This window comes from Klebsiella sp. JN_Kp126, assembly GCF_033843325.1.
GTDB classification, from domain to species: Bacteria; Pseudomonadota; Gammaproteobacteria; order Enterobacterales; family Enterobacteriaceae; genus Klebsiella; species Klebsiella michiganensis.
Window position 1 is genome coordinate 219433 of the sequence record NZ_JAWXQV010000056.1, and the last position, 16702, is coordinate 236134.

Sequence of the window (16702 nt, forward strand, 5' to 3'; positions counted from 1 at the left end):
GCCGTCGGGGCACGCCTTCTTCATCCGCCAGATAAACACCGGTCATGTCTTCCATGCCTGGCGTAACATCTCTTTTTTTGGCGTAGTCAGGCCCTCCCGTTTAAATAGGGATAGCAATAAATAATGAGCGACCAAAATAGATTTATTACTCTGGCAAAAATGAAGAAATAAACGCACCGCGCTATTCTTTGATAGCATTCGCCGAACAGCAGTAATAGGAGTATTGTGCCACACAACGTTATTAGAAATGAGATTTATTATCAAGTGGATAATTATGCATCACAGCAATAATTTTAAATAATTCAATAAAAACAAAAAGATGAAATGATTACTTACGTTTACTCCTTATTTGCACTTTAAATAATCAAAATATATCCACACTAAAAAAACACAATCTGAGCATATTCTCTCCATAATTACCGATATTTATTTCTTTATTATTTCACTATAAATACTGAGCCTGTTAATTAATAAAATAGCTGATTAACCGACCGACATTCTCGATCGCCGGGCATGCTAACGGCCAGAAATTGACTAAAATAAGAAAATCCTCCTGCGGAGCACCGCGCCATGAATACGTCGTCGTTCTATCGATACCTTGTCGGCGGACTTGCATGCCTTGCCGCCCTGCTATGCTTCACATCCGTTTACGCCGCCACAGAGAATAAACTGTCAGAGCCCGAGGAGCGCGAGGCCCTGGAAGTCAACGTTGACGATATGCTGCAGCCATGGAAGGGAGATTTACCGGGTATGCTCGACCGGCGAACCATTCGCGTATTAACCACCTTCAGCAAAACCTTTTTCTTTATTAACAAAGGGACGCAGCGCGGCGCCACTCACGATATTTTTATGGAGTTTGAGCGAAGCCTCAATCAAAGCCTGACGAAGGAGAAAAAGCTCAAACATCGTCATCTTAAGGTCCGTATCATCTTTGTTCCGGTTGCCCGCGACCAGCTCATCAGCGCGCTTAACGCTGGTAAGGGGGATATTATCGCCGCCAACCTGACGATTACCCCCGCTCGCCAGCAGGAGATGACCTTTACCGCGCCAATCTACTCTCACGTTCAGGAGCTGCTTCTTTCCGGCCCCGGCTCGCCCAAAGTGGAAAATCTGCAGCAGCTTTCCGGTAAAACGGTCTTTGTGCGTACCTCATCGAGCTATTACGAGAGCCTGGTCGCGCTCAACGCGCGCTTTGCCCAGCAATCGCTGCCCCCCATCACCATCGAACCGGCGCCCGAAGCGCTGGAGGATGAAGATCTGATAGAGATGCTTAACGCGGGCCTGATTCCATTGACCGTCGTCGACCGCCACAAGGCTCTGTTCTGGAAACAGGTTTTCCCCAACATTCAGGTTCATCAGAACATCATTCTGCGCAAGGAAGGCAATATCGGCTGGGCGGTACGCAACAATAGCCCGCAGCTGCTGGCCTTGCTTAATGAATTCATCAACAAGAATCGTCAGGGCAGCAAGCTGGGTAATACGATTCTGCTGCGCTACCTGAAGGATGCCAGGTACGTTAAAAACGCGGCGGCGCAAAAAGAGCGGCGTAAATTTCTGACCATGGTGGAGATCTTCCGCAAATATGGCGATCGCTACGATGTTGACTGGCTGCTGATGGCCGCGCAGGGCTATCAGGAGTCGCGGCTAAATCAGTCGGTGCGTAGCCACGTCGGCGCAATTGGCGTTATGCAGGTAATGCCGAGCACCGGCAAGGAGCTGAAGGTCGGCGATATTAAGCAGCTCGACCCCAACATTCATGCCGGGGTGAAATATATGCGCTGGATGATAGACCGCTACTATGGCGATGAACCGATGACCCAGCTTGATAAGGCGCTGTTCTCATTCGCTTCTTATAACGCGGGCCCCGCGCGCATCGCCCGGCTGCGGGCGGATACCAAAAAGCGCGGTTTTGATCCGAACGTCTGGTTTGGCAACGTGGAGTATCTGGCCGCCGAGAAGATCGGCTCCGAGACCGTAAGCTATGTCAGCAATATCTATAAGTATTACATCGCTTACCGGCTGATCGTGGATGAAATAGCGCGTAAACAGCAGGCGACGACGGCCTCCAAAAATCAGGTCGTGCCGACAGTGGGGATGCCTGCCGCACCTGCCACACCTGCCGCACCTGCCACACCTGCCACACCTGCCACACCTGCCGCACCTGCCACACCTGCCACACAGTGAAATAGCGCAGATGGCCTGGGTGACAAAATAGAAAAAGCCCCGAACAGGGGCTTTTTCAGAGATAACTTTACGACGCTAACGCTTCGTTAGAACGGAATATCGTCATCAAAGTCCATCGGCGGCTCATTGGAAGGGGCAGCCGGCGCCTGCTGCTGCGGACGAGACTGCGCGCCGCCGCTGAACTGGTTTCCGCCCTGCGGCTGCTGAGGCTGGCCCCAACCGCCCTGCTGCTGACCACCGCCTGCCGGGGCGCCCGCGCCCTGCTGACGACCGCCGAGCATTTGCATCGTGCCGCCAACGTTAACGACAACCTCGGTGGTGTATTTTTCCTGACCGGATTGGTCAGTCCATTTACGGGTACGCAGCTGGCCTTCAATATAGACCTGAGAACCTTTACGCAGATACTCGCCGGCCACTTCCGCCAGTTTGCCGAACAGCACAACGCGGTGCCATTCGGTCTGCTCTTTCATCTCACCGGTCGCTTTATCACGCCAGGATTCGGAAGTAGCCAGCGTAATGTTGGCAACTGCGCCACCACTCGGCATGTAGCGTACTTCCGGGTCCTGGCCCAGATTACCGACGAGAATCACCTTGTTTACGCCTCTGCTGGCCATGTTTGTGTCTCCTGAATGCGTTTCTTAATAGTGTAAACGCGCGAGTGTACCATTTCCAGGTACTATGTTGATAGCTGGGAAGTAGGTTCCAGATAACTCTCGCGGTGCGACATTTTTACACATCCCACCGGAAAATGCATTCCAATACTGTATATTCAAACAGGTTAAATTGTGTCATAATTAGCCGTTTCTGCCGTTTGTCCTTCTAACAAACCAGGCAATCCGCGTATCTACCGGGAAAGGTGAATGGATAAGATCGAAGTTCGGGGCGCCCGCACCCACAATCTCAAAAATATCAACCTCGTCATCCCGCGCGACAAACTCATTGTCGTCACCGGGCTTTCGGGTTCAGGCAAATCCTCACTGGCTTTCGACACGTTGTATGCCGAAGGGCAGCGTCGCTACGTTGAGTCGCTCTCCGCCTACGCGCGGCAGTTCCTGTCGCTGATGGAGAAGCCCGACGTAGACCATATTGAAGGGCTGTCGCCGGCGATTTCCATTGAACAGAAATCAACGTCCCACAACCCCCGTTCAACGGTAGGCACCATTACCGAAATTCACGACTACCTGCGTCTGCTGTACGCGCGCGTCGGCGAGCCGCGCTGCCCGGATCACGACGTCCCGCTGGCGGCGCAAACCGTGAGCCAGATGGTCGATAACGTGCTCTCCCAGCCAGAAGGCCAGCGCCTGATGCTGCTGGCACCGATCATTAAAGAGCGCAAAGGCGAGCATAACAAAACGCTGGAAAACCTCGCCGGGCAGGGCTACATCCGCGCGAGGATCGACGGCGAGGTCTGCGATCTCTCCGATCCGCCGAAGCTGGAGCTGCAGAAGAAACACACCATTGAAGTGGTGATTGACCGCTTTAAGGTGCGCGACGATCTTAGCACGCGCCTGGCCGAGTCTTTTGAAACCGCGCTGGAGCTGTCGGGCGGCACCGCCATCGTCGCCAATATGGACGATCCGAAAGCCGAAGAGCTGCTGTTTTCCGCCAACTTCGCCTGCCCGATTTGCGGCTACAGCATGCGCGAACTGGAACCGCGCCTGTTCTCCTTCAACAACCCGGCTGGCGCTTGCCCGACCTGCGATGGTCTCGGCGTCCAGCAGTATTTCGATCCGGAACGCGTCATTCAGAACCCAGAGCTGTCGCTGGCTGGCGGGGCGATTCGCGGCTGGGATCGGCGCAATTTTTACTACTTCCAGATGCTGAAGTCGCTGGCGGAACATTATGAATTCGATGTGGAAGCGCCCTGGGGCACGCTGAATAGCAGCGTACAAAAAGTGGTTCTGTACGGCTCAGGCAAAGAGAATATTGAATTCAAATATATGAACGATCGCGGCGATACCTCGGTGCGCCGCCATCCGTTCGAAGGCGTGCTGCATAATATGGAGCGCCGTTATAAAGAGACGGAATCCAGCGCAGTACGTGAAGAGTTAGCGAAATTCATCAGCAACCGTCCCTGCACCAGCTGTGAAGGGACCCGCCTGAAGCGCGAAGCGCGGCACGTGTTTGTGGAGAATACCCCGCTGCCGACCATCTCGGATATGAGCATCGGCCACGCGATGGACTTCTTCAACAACCTGAAGCTCTCCGGCCAGCGTGCGCAAATTGCTGAAAAAGTACTGAAAGAGATTGGCGATCGCCTGAAATTCCTCGTCAACGTCGGTCTGAACTACCTGACGCTCTCCCGTTCGGCGGAAACCCTCTCCGGCGGCGAAGCGCAGCGTATCCGCCTCGCCAGCCAGATCGGCGCAGGCCTGGTCGGCGTCATGTACGTACTGGATGAGCCCTCTATCGGCCTGCACCAGCGCGATAACGAACGCCTGCTGGGCACGCTGATCCACCTGCGAAACCTCGGCAACACCGTGATTGTCGTTGAGCACGATGAAGACGCCATTCGCGCCGCCGACCACGTTATCGATATCGGTCCAGGGGCTGGGGTACACGGCGGTCAGGTCGTGGCTGAAGGCAAGCTGGAAGATATTATGGCGGTGCCGGAATCGCTGACCGGCCAGTTCATGAGCGGCAAGCGTAAAATCGAAGTGCCGAAACAGCGCGTACCCGCCAATCCGGAGAAAGTACTGAAGCTGTCCGGCGCGCGCGGCAACAACCTGAAAGACGTGACGCTGACGCTGCCGGTGGGCCTCTTCACCTGTATCACCGGCGTTTCCGGGTCGGGTAAATCCACGCTGATCAACGACACGCTGTTCCCGATTGCCCAGCGTCAGCTCAACGGCGCCACCATCGCGGAACCGGCACCTTACCGCGACGTGCAGGGGCTGGAACATTTCGACAAAGTGATCGATATCGACCAGAGCCCAATCGGCCGTACGCCGCGTTCTAACCCCGCAACCTACACCGGCGTCTTTACGCCGGTCCGTGAACTGTTTGCCGGCGTACCTGAATCACGTTCGCGTGGCTACACGCCCGGCCGCTTCAGTTTTAACGTGCGCGGCGGCCGCTGTGAAGCCTGCCAGGGCGATGGCGTGATCAAAGTCGAGATGCACTTCCTGCCGGATATCTACGTACCGTGCGACCAGTGCAAAGGCAAACGCTATAACCGCGAAACGCTGGAGATTAAGTACAAAGGCAAAACGATTCATGAAGTGCTGGATATGACCATTGAAGAAGCGCGTGAGTTCTTCGATGCGGTTCCGGCTCTGGCGCGTAAGCTGCAAACGCTGATGGACGTCGGTCTGACCTATATTCGCCTTGGTCAGTCGGCTACCACGCTCTCCGGCGGCGAGGCCCAGCGCGTCAAGCTGGCGCGCGAGCTGTCCAAACGCGGTACCGGGCAAACGCTGTATATCCTTGATGAACCGACCACCGGTCTGCACTTTGCCGATATTCAGCAGCTGCTGGAGGTTCTGCACCAGCTGCGCGACCAGGGGAATACCATCGTGGTGATTGAGCACAACCTGGATGTCATCAAGACGGCTGACTGGATCGTTGACCTTGGGCCGGAAGGCGGAAGCGGCGGCGGAGAGATTCTCGTTTCCGGTACGCCGGAAACGGTCGCCGAGTGCGAGGCCTCCTATACGGCTCGCTTCCTCAAGCCCATGCTGAAGTAATCTCATCTGCCTCTTCCCGTCCCGGGAAGAGGCCTCATTTCCTCTCATTTTCTCCCGCTGATATTTTGTGATTTGCGGCCGGACGGCATCTGTCATCAGATAGCACCACCGCCATCAATTGCAGGATGCATCATGTACTTAAAGCACGGACTTTATCGATTTACGCTCGTCGCGGCGTTATTCGCGCTGACCGCCTGCAGCTGGATAGATGGCTATAGCAGCACGGCTCATCAGCAGCTGCTGATGCTGGAACAGCTTCATCTGCAGTTCATCAGCGACGCGGCGGCAGCGCCACTCGACCAACGCTTGCTCAGTTACGAGGATCGCCAGATTCGCCCGCTATTCAGCCTGGCGTTAAGCGATAGCGATGCGCTACGGCAGAGTAATCTTCACGTGCTGGAGAAAAATTATCAGCGGCTGTACCGGCGCGTCGTCCCCCAGGAGAGAGCGCTGACGCCTTTCGAGGCCGGAATTCTGGCGCAACAGACGGAAAAACTTTACCAGCAGGCCATCAACGGCGAACAACAGCGTTCAGGGAGATAAGCATGTCCACCATAGAAGAGTTAAGCGCCCAGCTGGCCGGCGCCGGCGTGAATACGGCAGAGTGGTTGCAGCTTATGCACGCGATTGTAAATGATGAAGACAGCGACATTCGCGACGCCGGGATGCTCACGCTTCAGGCGTTACAGGAGAAAGCGCGCGGCTGGTTAAGTCAGGACGACCTCATTCTGCTCCTGCAAGGGCAGCGCGATATTGCCAGCATTCGCGCCAACAACGAACAGATCGCCATGCAGGCGCATCTGCAGTCCACGCTGCTTCGTCTGTTTGATGTGACCCTGCTGGCGCTGCTGGGCAGAATTTAGCGCTATGGCAACAGCTTACGCTTAGCCTCGGAAAGCGAATCAAGCGCCTGCTGGTAGGAAGCATCCACCAGATAGTAAATTTGCGAATCAGGCAGGGAGCCGTCAAGAAACACCGTACTCCAGTGGGCTTTATTGAGATGTTTGCTGGGGCGAACATCGCGATGCTGCTGCCTCAACAGTTCCGCAAGCTCAGGGCTGGTCTTTAACGATACCGCTGGCCGGTTGTCCTCAACCTCTTTTACCATCGCAAACAGGACGTCCACCGCTTTGATCTGCGTCGCTTTCCAGTCGCTATGTACGCTTTGTTCGGCGCCCGGCTTTGCCATGCAGTACTGCAATAAATCCGAAATTGTCATTTTTTATTCCCCCATCAGCGTCGCGATGATATGGCGCGATCCGCCATGAATACGATGCTCCCCGAGCCAGATCCCCTGCCAGGTCCCCAGCCTGACGCTGCCATCCCGTACGGGCAGCATCAGCGATACGCCCAGCATCGACGACTTAATGTGCGAGGGCATGTCATCAGGACCTTCATAATCGTGTTCATACGGCGCGTTATCCGGTACGGCGTGCAGAAAATGCTGCTCCATATCGAAGCGAACGGTCGGATCGCAGTTTTCGTTTAGCGTCAGGGAAGCAGATGTATGCTGGAGCAGCAAATGCAGCAGGCCAGTTTTCACCCGCGATATTTCGCGGATTTGCCCGAGAATTTCATCAGTGATCAGATGGAAGCCCCGTGCTTTCGGGCCTAACGTCAGGGTTTGCTGATGCCACATAAACCACTCCTTTTACTAATGAACCTTCCTAAGTGTGCAGCAATAAGCGAAAAGGTAAAACCTTTGGCACGCTATTTTGCACAAAAAAACGGCAGCGTGCCGGCTACCGTTTTAGCGATTGATGATTAAGCCGGCGGGCAGCTTAATATTCTGAATTCACAATGACCTCTTCACCCTGAGCGCCCGCCATCGGCAGCGGCTTATAGGAAGAGTTTGAGGCCCGCAAGATACGGATCCCGCGCGCGCCCACCTCGCGGGCAGCGGAGATATCGTTATCTGAATCGCCGTAGAAAACTTTGATCCCTTTCTCCTGCAGCCACTGCGTTTTGGTGTTCTGGCCAGGTTTATCGCCGGCAAAAATAACCGGGTTCATATTCGCCGCCGGGATGAGAAAATCATCCTGCAGGGTTTTTGATACCGTTTCGGTTTTGGTCTGGCTACGGCCGGTAACGAAATAGATGCTATCGCCGCGCTTTACGTGCATCGCAATCAGCTGGCGCGCCACCTCTTTCGGCATGCTGAATTCATCCCAGCCGTTGTTCATTTTTTCCCAGAACTCCGGATTTTTCAGGTAATCATCGCTGCCGGGGGAATAGGTTTTCTGCCCGCGCCAGAAGCCCGGGCTGGAGAACAGGACGGTATCATCAATATCAAAACCGACGGCCATCGGCTGGCGTCCCAGCAGGCTATTTTCAATCTGGGCGACGGAAACCCAATGGATCGGCGCCTGTTCGGCGAGTTTCGCCATATTGGTGCCCGTCCACAGCGGCTGCGGTGTGGAGGCGCGAGCAACGACGGAGCTATTTAGCGTGAACAGTAAGCAGACGGCCCCAAAGGCCAGGGTGATCTTGCGCATATTTTTCCCTAAATAATCGAATCGTTATAATTTTCAATAATGTGTACGCTTATTAATGCACCCAGACCTTACCCCCCGCGAAGGCGGATAGGAAGGTTTTTCTGCTCTGATGTCATATAAAAAGAGAATGATCACACTTCGGGAAGCGAATTGCCCGCGTCATGATTTGGCGCGGGCAAAAGGTCAGGAAGAACTTATATTACCGCAGCAAACGCCTGCGCTACGCGGCGCACGTTTCCTGCATTCAGCCCCGCGACGCACATGCGGCCGCTGGCAATCAGATAGACGCCAAACTCATCGCGCAGGCGGTCAACCTGGGCCGCGCTGAAACCGGTATAGCTAAACATGCCGCGCTGCTTGAGCAGATAGTCAAAATCACCGCCCGGAACCGTCTCTTTCAGCACATCAACCAGCTCCTGACGCATGGCCAGAATACGGGTGCGCATCCCTTCCACTTCCGCCAGCCATGAGGCTTTCAGCGCGCTGTCGCCCAACACCGCCGCAACCACCTGCGCGCCAAAGTTCGGCGGGCTGGAGTAGTTGCGACGTACGGTCGCTTTTAATTGCCCCAGTACGCGCCCCGCGGTTTCAGTATCTTCACAGACGATCGACAGCCCGCCAACGCGCTCACCGTACAGGGAGAAGATTTTCGAGAACGAGTTGCTGACCAGCATAGGCATCCCGGCGTTCGCTATAGCGCGGATAGCGTAGGCATCCTCTTCCATACCTGCGCCAAAGCCCTGGTAGGCGATGTCGAGGAAAGGAATCAAATTACGCGCTTTCAGCACCTCAACCACTTGATCCCACTGAGCGTTGGTAAGATCGGCTCCCGTTGGGTTATGGCAGCAGGGATGCAGCAGCACGATATCGCGTTCCGGTAGCGTATTGAGTTTTTCAAGGAAAGCAGCGAAACGCACGCCATTGGTTTTATCATCAAACCAAGGGTAAGTACTTACTTCGAATCCAGCCCCTTCAAATATAGCGATGTGGTTTTCCCACGTCGGGTCGCTGACCCATACGCGCGAGCCCGGGAAGTAGCGTTTCAGGAAGTCAGCGCCGACTTTCAGGGCTCCGGAGCCGCCCAGCGTCTGAATAGAGGCCACGCGATGCTGCGCCAGTACCGAATGATCGCCCCCGAACAGCAGCGACGCAATCGCGTGGCGATAGGTGTTCAGCCCTTCCATCGGTAAATAGATTGAGGCGCCGTGCGGCTGGGCGTTAAGACGTGCTTCCGCTTCGGCAACCGCCTTCAGCTGCGGAATGATGCCGTCTTCGTTGTAATAAAGACCGATGCTGAGATTTACTTTGTCACTACGCGGATCGTCTTTAAAACGCTCCATCAGGGAGAGAATGGGGTCGCCAGCGTAGGCGTCAACTTTCTGAAACACGCGATGTTTCTCCAGGTTTACATGGGCTCGTTATAACACAATAAACTGGATGTGAAAGAAGGTCGAGGGGATGTTGGCGGATAAAACAGAACGGGCTGGATTTGACGCAACAACGTGAACGCCCATCCCGGATGGCGGCTTAAACCGCCTTATCCGGGCTACCGGCCCGTAGCCGGTAGCGGCCCCGTAGCCCCGGTAAGGCGTCAGCCGCCACCGGGGGAAAGCGCGCTGGCTGACATTAATCCACGTACTTCATGGATACCCGTGAAGTCAGGCGCGTAATAAGTTCGTAAGCACTTACTTTTGTAATTTCGGCAATCCGCTCGACGGGGAGGCCTTCGCCCCACAGCACGACCGCGTCGCCAGCGTGGTCCTGTGCTTCAGGCCCGAGATCGACGCAAATCATATCCATCGCTACGCGTCCGACAATCGGCACTTCACGGCCGTTAACCAGTACCGGCGTGCCTGACGGCGCGGCGCGCGGATAGCCGTCACCGTAGCCCATCGCCACAACGCCTAAACGCGTATCACGCTCGCTGACCCAGGTTCCGCCGTAGCCCACCGGCTCGCCGGCTTTATGCTCGCGGACCGCGATCAGGCTGGAGGTCAGAGACATCACCGGCTGGCAGCCAAAATCCGCGCCGGTGGATCCACCGTCAAGCGGCGATACGCCGTAGAGAATAATCCCCGGACGCGCCCAGTCGAAGTGCGACTGCGGCCATAGCAATATACCGCCGGATGCGGCGATTGAGCGCAGCCCCGGTTTCCCTTCCGTGAAGGTGGTAAAGATATCCAGCTGACGTTCGGTCGCGCCGCACTCAGGCTCATCCGCACGGGCAAAATGGCTCACGATATTGACCGGCTGGCGGACGTTTTTACACTGGCTCAGGCGCTGATAAAAGGCTTCGGCCTGTTCGGGCAGAACGCCTAATCGATGCATCCCGGTGTCCAGCTTCATCCATACGGTTACCGGCTCGGGTAAATCCGCTTCCTCCAGCGCAGCCAGCTGCTCCGGGCTGTGTACCGCCGTGTGCAGGCGCTGGGCGGAGATCACCGGCAGGTCGGCGGCCTCAAAGAATCCCTCCAGCAGCAGAATCGGCTGGGCGATACCGCCCGCGCGCAGGCGCAGGGCTTCTTCAAGACGGGCGACGCCAAAAGCATCGGCGTCCGGGAGCGTTCGCGCGGTCTCAAGAAGACCGTGTCCGTAGGCGTTCGCTTTCACCACCGCAACCAGTTTGCTGGCGGGCGCCAGTTCACGCAGACGTTGCAGGTTGTGTCGCAGAGCGCGGCGGTTAATGACTACAGTTGCCGCTTGCATTTGAATTCCTTAATAAAAGAATCTCCTAAATCCTTCGTGTTGCAGGAAGGCGACAAGCCTGAGAATCCCCGGGAGCTTAGTAAACTAAGTGACCGGGGTGAACAGGCGTAGTCAACGCACCTGCGGCATGAAGGATGACGGAGATTTATTCGTCGTCGTATTGTGGCCCAGCATAATTATCAAAACGCGACCACTGACCGTTAAACGTCAGGCGCACCGTCCCGATAGGGCCGTTACGCTGTTTACCAATAATAATTTCAGCGATGCCTTTTAAATCACTGTTTTCGTGATAAACCTCATCACGGTAGATAAACATGATTAAGTCGGCGTCCTGCTCGATGGAGCCGGACTCACGCAGGTCGGAGTTGACCGGGCGCTTATCCGCACGCTGTTCCAGCGAGCGGTTAAGCTGCGACAGCGCCACCACCGGCACCTGTAGCTCCTTCGCCAGCGCCTTGAGCGAGCGGGAAATTTCGGCGATTTCCAGCGTACGGTTATCGGAGAGCGACGGCACGCGCATCAGCTGCAGGTAGTCGATCATAATAAGACCGATGCCGCCGTGCTCGCGGGCGATGCGCCGCGCGCGGGAGCGCACTTCGGTTGGCGTCAGGCCGGAGGAGTCATCAATATAGATGTTACGTTTTTCCAGCAGAATTCCCATGGTGCCGGAAATGCGCGCCCAATCTTCATCATCCAGCTGGCCGGTACGAATGCGGGTCTGGTCAACGCGCGACAGCGATGCCAGAGAACGCATCATAATCTGCTCCGAGGGCATCTCGAGACTGAAGATGAGTACCGGCTTATCCTGCAGCATCGCCGCGTTTTCCACGAGGTTCATCGCAAAAGTCGTCTTACCCATTGACGGACGCGCGGCGACGATAATCAGGTCCGACGGCTGAAGACCGGCGGTTTTTTTATTGAGATCGTCATAGCCGGTATTCACCCCGGTGACGCCGTCATGCGGCTGTTGGAACAGCTGTTCAATACGCGCCACGGTAGCGTCGAGCACGTCGGCGATATTCTTCGGCCCCTCGTCTTTATTCGCGCGGCTTTCGGCAATTTTAAACACCCGGGATTCGGCGAGGTCGAGCAGATCTTCGCTGGTGCGGCCCTGGGGATCGAAACCGGCCTCGGCGATTTCATTCGCCACGGAGATCATTTCGCGTACTACCGCACGTTCGCGGACGATATCGGCATAAGCGCTGATGTTCGCCGCACTTGGCGTATTTTTCGATAATTCCGCCAGGTAGGCGAAGCCGCCGACGCTGTCCAGCTGCCCCTGACGCTCCAGCGATTCGGCGAGCGTAATCAGGTCAATCGGGCTGCCCGATTCCTGCAGGCGCGCCATTTCGGTGAAAATATGGCGATGCGGACGGGTATAAAAATCTTCCGAAACAACCCGCTCGGCAACGTCGTCCCAGCGTTCGTTATCCAGCATTAAACCGCCCAACACCGACTGTTCCGCTTCAATCGAGTGCGGCGGGACCTTCAACCCATCGAGCTGATAATCACGCTCGCGGGGTTCAGTCTGTGGTTTGTTGAAGGGTTTATTTCCTGCCATAGTGAATGGAGTTACCGAGATAGTGAATGGGTCGAAAGATTACCACATTTCTGGAGGAAGCATGGCAACACGAATTGAATTTCACCAGCACGGAGGGCCTGATGTTCTGCAAGCGCTGGAGTTCACGCCGAAAGATCCCGCAGAGCACGAAATTCAGGTAGAGAATAAGGCCATCGGCATCAACTACATTGATACCTATATCCGCAGCGGCCTCTACCCGCCCCCGTCATTGCCGAGCGGTCTGGGTACCGAAGCCGCTGGCGTAGTAAGCAAAGTCGGCAGCGGCGTGAAACATATCAAAGCCGGCGATCGGGTGGTCTACGCGCAATCGGCGCTGGGAGCCTATAGCACCGTCCACAACGTGCCCGCGGATAAGGCCGCCATTTTACCGGACGCGATCTCTTTCGAGCAGGCGGCGGCCTCATTCCTGAAAGGGCTCACGGTCTATTACCTGCTGCGGAAAACCTACGAGATCAAAGCGGGCGAGCCGTTCTTGTTTCATGCGGCGGCCGGCGGCGTCGGGCTCATCGCCTGTCAGTGGGCCAAAGCGCTGGGCGCGAAGCTGATCGGTACCGTCGGCAGCGCGCAAAAAGCTGAACGCGCCAAACAGGCCGGCGCCTGGCAGATCATTAACTATCGCGAAGAGAATATCGTCGAGCGCCTGAAAGAGATCACCGACGGTAAGAAAGTCCACGTGGTTTATGATTCCGTCGGGAAAGATACCTGGGAAGCCTCCCTTGACTGCCTGCAGCGTCGGGGGCTGATGGTGAGCTTCGGCAACTCCTCCGGCCCGGTGACCGGCGTCAATCTCGGGATCCTCAATCAAAAAGGTTCGCTGTACGTCACCCGCCCTTCTCTGCAGGGCTATATCACCACGCGTGAAGAGCTGACGGAAGCCAGCAACGAGCTGTTTTCGCTGATCGCCAGCGGCGTGATAAAAGTGGATGTCGCGGAGAGCCAAAAATATGCGTTAACCGACGCCAGACGCGCACATGAGGTGCTGGAAAGCCGGGCGACGCAGGGTTCAAGTTTGCTCTTGCCGTAATGGCCGGAGCACTAAAGTTTAGGGCTTCCACATGGGAAGCCCTTACTTTTTTTGTTCGGCTGTATGTAGGGTACAGCACGATGAATTCGTTAACCCGCTAATAGTGACAGATTTAATAAGCAAAGCCTACGCTGTTTTATGCAAAAATCTTCAGGTTGTGACATACCGCTCAATACCTTAGTAGCGCCAGCGGTTATTAGCGCGATAACGGTTGTCGGTTGGTGATTTTATCGCCCGAATCACCCAAACCACAACAACGGCCAGCAGCAGCCACGGCAGCAGTTTAATCATTAACGCAAACAGACCGCCGACAAACATCAGCGCGGTCGCGACCACAATCGCGGCAATAATACCCAGCAGTGAAATGCCGGTGACCAATAACATGACAAAAAAGCCAATAACGAATAAGAGTTCCAGCATCGTCTTTCCCCTAAAGAAATGTAATCTACCTTACCGGATATTACAAAAATCGTGCCAAATATAACCCATTGAATAATAACAAAAACGCCCGGCACGATACGTGCAGGGCGTGGTGAATTTGACCAGTTTTTAGTGAAAAACTAACGCTTGTCGGCAACCAGTTTCAGCGCCTGTTCCAGCACGTTGATGTCCGCCCCGGCTTTATGCGCATTTTCGCTCAGATAGCGACGCCACTGGCGCGCCCCGGGGATCCCCTGAAACAGCCCGAGCATATGGCGCGTTACGTGCCCCAGATAAGTACCGTTGCTAAGCTCGCGTTCGATATAGGGATACATCGCCCGGACCACGGAAACCGGGTCAGCATCGACGCCTTCCACGCCGAAAATTTCCCGATCCACCGACGCCAGAATGCCTGGATTCTGATAGGCCTCACGGCCCACCATCACGCCGTCCATATGCGCAAGATGTTGTTTTGCTTCTTCCAGCGACTTAATGCCGCCGTTAATCGCCATCGTCAGATGCGGAAAATCACGCTTCAGCTGGTAAACGCGCGGATAGTCAAGCGGCGGGATCTCGCGGTTTTCTTTGGGGCTCAGCCCCGAAAGCCACGCTTTGCGCGCATGGATGATAAACATCTCGCACTCGCCTTTCCCGGATACCGTTTCGATAAAATCACACAGAAACCCGTAGCTGTCCTGGTCATCAATGCCGATACGGGTTTTCACCGTGACCGGGATCGACACGACGTCGCGCATGGCTTTAATACAGTCTGCCACCAGCTGCGCGTTCCCCATCAGGCAGGCGCCGAACATACCGTTCTGCACGCGATCGGACGGGCAGCCAACGTTCAGGTTAATTTCATCGTAGCCGCGCGCCTGCGCCAGCTTCGCGCAGTGTGCCAGCGCAGCCGGATCGCTGCCGCCGAGCTGCAGGGCGACCGGATGCTCTTCTTCGCTGTAGGCCAGATAGTCGCCCTTGCCGTGAATAATCGCACCGGTGGTCACCATTTCGGTGTACAGCAGCGTGTGGCGCGACAGCTGACGCAGAAAATAACGGCAGTGTCTGTCGGTCCAGTCGAGCATCGGCGCGATGGAAAAACGGTGAGCGGCGAAAGCAGTAGGCGTTGAATCTGACATCATGGCGAATAAATAAGCATCCGGGTAAAAAGGGGCGCTACTATAGCACAAAGATAAACCACTGACGCATAGCGTCAGTGCTCACCTTTTTTATCCCGCAATAAACGCTATATTTTCCGTGGCTTCCCGTCGTGAGGGCCAAAAAACTGCGGCGGATGGTCAACCCAGCGATCCTGTCGCGTGGCGGCATAGCCGGGGTTAAGCGGGTAGTAGATGCGATTAAATTTCTTATTTGCCTCGCCAACGACTAACAGGCGAACCTCCTGCTCGGTGTTATTGAGGAAGGTGTGGCAAATGCCGGTTCCGGCAGGAAAGCCGACGCTATCCCCCGGCTCCAGCTTCCAGAGATAGCCGTTAATCCACACTTCCGGATAGCCTTCCAGCACGTAGATAAACTCTTCTTCGTCGCTCTCCGCATGCGGATAAGAGGTTCGGCGTCCGGGCGGTAGACGCTCATGGTGGATCCCCAGGCGATTCAGCCGCAGGCCCCGCGCCAGCGGCGCGCCGATGGAGAAAAGCTCAGTACTGTCGGGATAGGTGGAATCATCCACGCCTTCCAGTTCACGCCAGTGTCGAATGCAGTCAGGTCGTTTCATCGTTTTCTCCCGAAAATGAGATGCATCAGGTATAGCATAAGGTGGCAAGGTTGAGCGACCCCAGGAGCGCGGCTGGGACGAACTGGCGCAGCCAGCGCGCAGGTAACGTGAAGTGTGACGGGTATAGCCCGCCGGGTCTCGGCGTTTTACCGGTATCGTGATAAAGTAACAGTTTCAGATTCACGCAACCAGAGGACGCTCATGGATAAGACCACTTCGCAACAAATGTTAGCGCATGCTGAAAAGCTGTGCGCGCAGCGTGGCGTGCGCCTGACCCCGCAGCGCCTTGAAGTATTGCGTTTGATGAGCCTGCAGCAAGGGGCAATCAGCGCCTACGACCTGCTCGATCTCCTTCGAGAAAAAGAGCCTCAGGCGAAACCGCCGACGGTGTACCGGGCGCTGGAGTTTTTACTCGAGCAAGGGTTCGTGCATAAGGTGGAATCCACCAATAGCTATGTGCTGTGTCACCTTTTCGATCAGCCGACCCACAGCTCGGCGATGTTTATCTGCGACCGCTGCGGCGGCGTCAAAGAAGAGTGTGCGGAAGGCGTCGAAGATATTATGCATACGCTGGCGGCAAGAATGGGATTCGCCCTGCGCCACAACGTCATTGAGGCTCACGGCCTGTGCGCCGCCTGCGTCGAGGTTGAATCCTGCAGTACGCCGGGCCACTGCCACCACGACCATACCATCCAGATCAAAAAGAAAGCCCGCTGAGGCGTTAGCCGCAGCGGGAATCAAGGGTGTATACCCGTCATACTTCAAGTTGCATGTGCGTTGGCTTTGTTACTCGGCTCATCCATGAGCCTCGCCCTTCGGGCCGCCGGGATACGACGTTCAAATCTGTTCCAGACAGATTTGTCGCTCACCCCA

Annotated in this window: 17 protein-coding genes; 7 read left to right on the plus strand and 10 right to left on the minus strand. The window is 55.7% G+C overall.

The window, feature by feature from the left end; all coding sequences use genetic code 11:
- The first annotated feature begins 570 nt into the window (after positions 1-570).
- Positions 571-2184, plus strand: a complete 1614-nt coding sequence (locus SIK97_RS12860; protein WP_057172981.1) for a lytic transglycosylase F — start codon at positions 571-573, stop codon at positions 2182-2184.
- Positions 2185-2270: 86 nt separating this feature from the next.
- Here SIK97_RS12860 and ssb1 read toward each other — a convergent pair whose 3' ends face one another.
- Positions 2271-2798, minus strand: a complete 528-nt coding sequence (ssb1, locus tag SIK97_RS12865) for a single-stranded DNA-binding protein SSB1 (protein ID WP_004097799.1) — start codon at positions 2796-2798, stop codon at positions 2271-2273.
- A gap of 246 nt (positions 2799-3044) precedes the next feature.
- On the opposite strand from ssb1, the gene uvrA reads away from it, so the two are divergent.
- The 3 genes from uvrA to SIK97_RS12880 all read left to right on the plus strand — a co-directional run bounded on the left by uvrA (position 3045) and on the right by SIK97_RS12880 (position 6733).
- Positions 3045-5870: an excinuclease ABC subunit UvrA gene (gene uvrA / locus SIK97_RS12870; protein ID WP_004097797.1), complete on the plus strand. Its 2826-nt coding sequence runs from the start codon at positions 3045-3047 to the stop codon at positions 5868-5870.
- Between the two features lie 132 nt (positions 5871-6002).
- Entirely contained in the window at positions 6003-6413 is a 411-nt protein-coding gene (locus tag SIK97_RS12875) for a hypothetical protein (RefSeq protein ID WP_014837137.1), read from the plus strand.
- A 2-nt stretch (positions 6414-6415) separates the two neighbouring features.
- The gene (locus tag SIK97_RS12880) at positions 6416-6733 is read left to right on the plus strand and encodes a hypothetical protein (RefSeq protein WP_004097794.1); all 318 of its coding nucleotides are present in this window, start codon (positions 6416-6418) and stop codon (positions 6731-6733) included.
- Positions 6734-6735: 2 nt separating this feature from the next.
- On the opposite strand, the gene SIK97_RS12885 is transcribed toward SIK97_RS12880, so the two are convergent.
- Together SIK97_RS12885 and SIK97_RS12890 are read right to left on the minus strand one after the other, a co-directional pair.
- Positions 6736-7089, minus strand: a complete 354-nt coding sequence (locus tag SIK97_RS12885) for an MmcQ/YjbR family DNA-binding protein (protein ID WP_032747498.1) — start codon at positions 7087-7089, stop codon at positions 6736-6738.
- A gap of 3 nt (positions 7090-7092) precedes the next feature.
- Complete coding sequence (locus SIK97_RS12890) at positions 7093-7509, minus strand: secondary thiamine-phosphate synthase enzyme YjbQ (RefSeq protein ID WP_032747496.1); 417 nt, start codon at positions 7507-7509, stop codon at positions 7093-7095.
- On the opposite strand from SIK97_RS12890, the gene SIK97_RS12895 reads away from it, so the two are divergent.
- The gene (locus SIK97_RS12895; RefSeq protein ID WP_155774235.1) at positions 7501-7638 is read left to right on the plus strand and encodes a hypothetical protein; all 138 of its coding nucleotides are present in this window, start codon (positions 7501-7503) and stop codon (positions 7636-7638) included. The genes SIK97_RS12890 and SIK97_RS12895 overlap by 9 nt on opposite strands.
- A 13-nt stretch (positions 7639-7651) precedes the next feature.
- On the opposite strand, the gene aphA is transcribed toward SIK97_RS12895, so the two are convergent.
- The 4 genes from aphA to dnaB all read right to left on the minus strand — a co-directional run bounded on the left by aphA (position 7652) and on the right by dnaB (position 12632).
- On the minus strand, positions 7652-8365 hold the full coding sequence (gene aphA, locus SIK97_RS12900) for an acid phosphatase AphA (protein ID WP_004097791.1): 714 nt from the start codon (positions 8363-8365) through the stop codon (positions 7652-7654).
- A gap of 194 nt (positions 8366-8559) precedes the next feature.
- Positions 8560-9753, minus strand: a complete 1194-nt coding sequence (gene tyrB, locus SIK97_RS12905; RefSeq protein ID WP_032747494.1) for an aromatic amino acid transaminase — start codon at positions 9751-9753, stop codon at positions 8560-8562.
- A 238-nt stretch (positions 9754-9991) separates the two neighbouring features.
- The gene (gene alr / locus SIK97_RS12910) at positions 9992-11071 is read right to left on the minus strand and encodes an alanine racemase (protein WP_032747492.1); all 1080 of its coding nucleotides are present in this window, start codon (positions 11069-11071) and stop codon (positions 9992-9994) included.
- A gap of 145 nt (positions 11072-11216) precedes the next feature.
- Complete coding sequence (gene dnaB / locus SIK97_RS12915; protein ID WP_004097788.1) at positions 11217-12632, minus strand: replicative DNA helicase; 1416 nt, start codon at positions 12630-12632, stop codon at positions 11217-11219.
- A gap of 61 nt (positions 12633-12693) precedes the next feature.
- Between dnaB and SIK97_RS12920 the strand changes: the two genes are divergently transcribed.
- Positions 12694-13677 carry a quinone oxidoreductase gene (locus SIK97_RS12920; RefSeq protein WP_014227544.1) on the plus strand — a complete coding sequence of 328 codons (984 nt, stop codon included), beginning with the start codon at positions 12694-12696 and terminating at the stop codon, positions 13675-13677.
- Between the two features lie 177 nt (positions 13678-13854).
- On the opposite strand, the gene pspG is transcribed toward SIK97_RS12920, so the two are convergent.
- The 3 genes from pspG to SIK97_RS12935 all read right to left on the minus strand — a co-directional run bounded on the left by pspG (position 13855) and on the right by SIK97_RS12935 (position 15829).
- Positions 13855-14097, minus strand: coding sequence for an envelope stress response protein PspG (gene pspG, locus SIK97_RS12925; RefSeq protein ID WP_014227543.1), 243 nt, complete (start codon positions 14095-14097; stop codon positions 13855-13857).
- 140 nt (positions 14098-14237) lie between these two features.
- A complete protein-coding gene (dusA, locus tag SIK97_RS12930; protein WP_032750020.1) occupies positions 14238-15233 on the minus strand; it encodes a tRNA dihydrouridine(20/20a) synthase DusA in 996 nt (331 codons plus the stop codon).
- A gap of 107 nt (positions 15234-15340) precedes the next feature.
- Positions 15341-15829 (minus strand): cupin domain-containing protein, encoded by a 489-nt coding sequence (locus SIK97_RS12935; protein WP_014227541.1) that lies wholly within the window; start codon positions 15827-15829, stop codon positions 15341-15343.
- A 201-nt stretch (positions 15830-16030) separates the two neighbouring features.
- Between SIK97_RS12935 and zur the strand changes: the two genes are divergently transcribed.
- Positions 16031-16546, plus strand: a complete 516-nt coding sequence (gene zur / locus SIK97_RS12940) for a zinc uptake transcriptional repressor Zur (protein ID WP_004097781.1) — start codon at positions 16031-16033, stop codon at positions 16544-16546.
- Positions 16547-16702 lie beyond the last annotated feature (156 nt).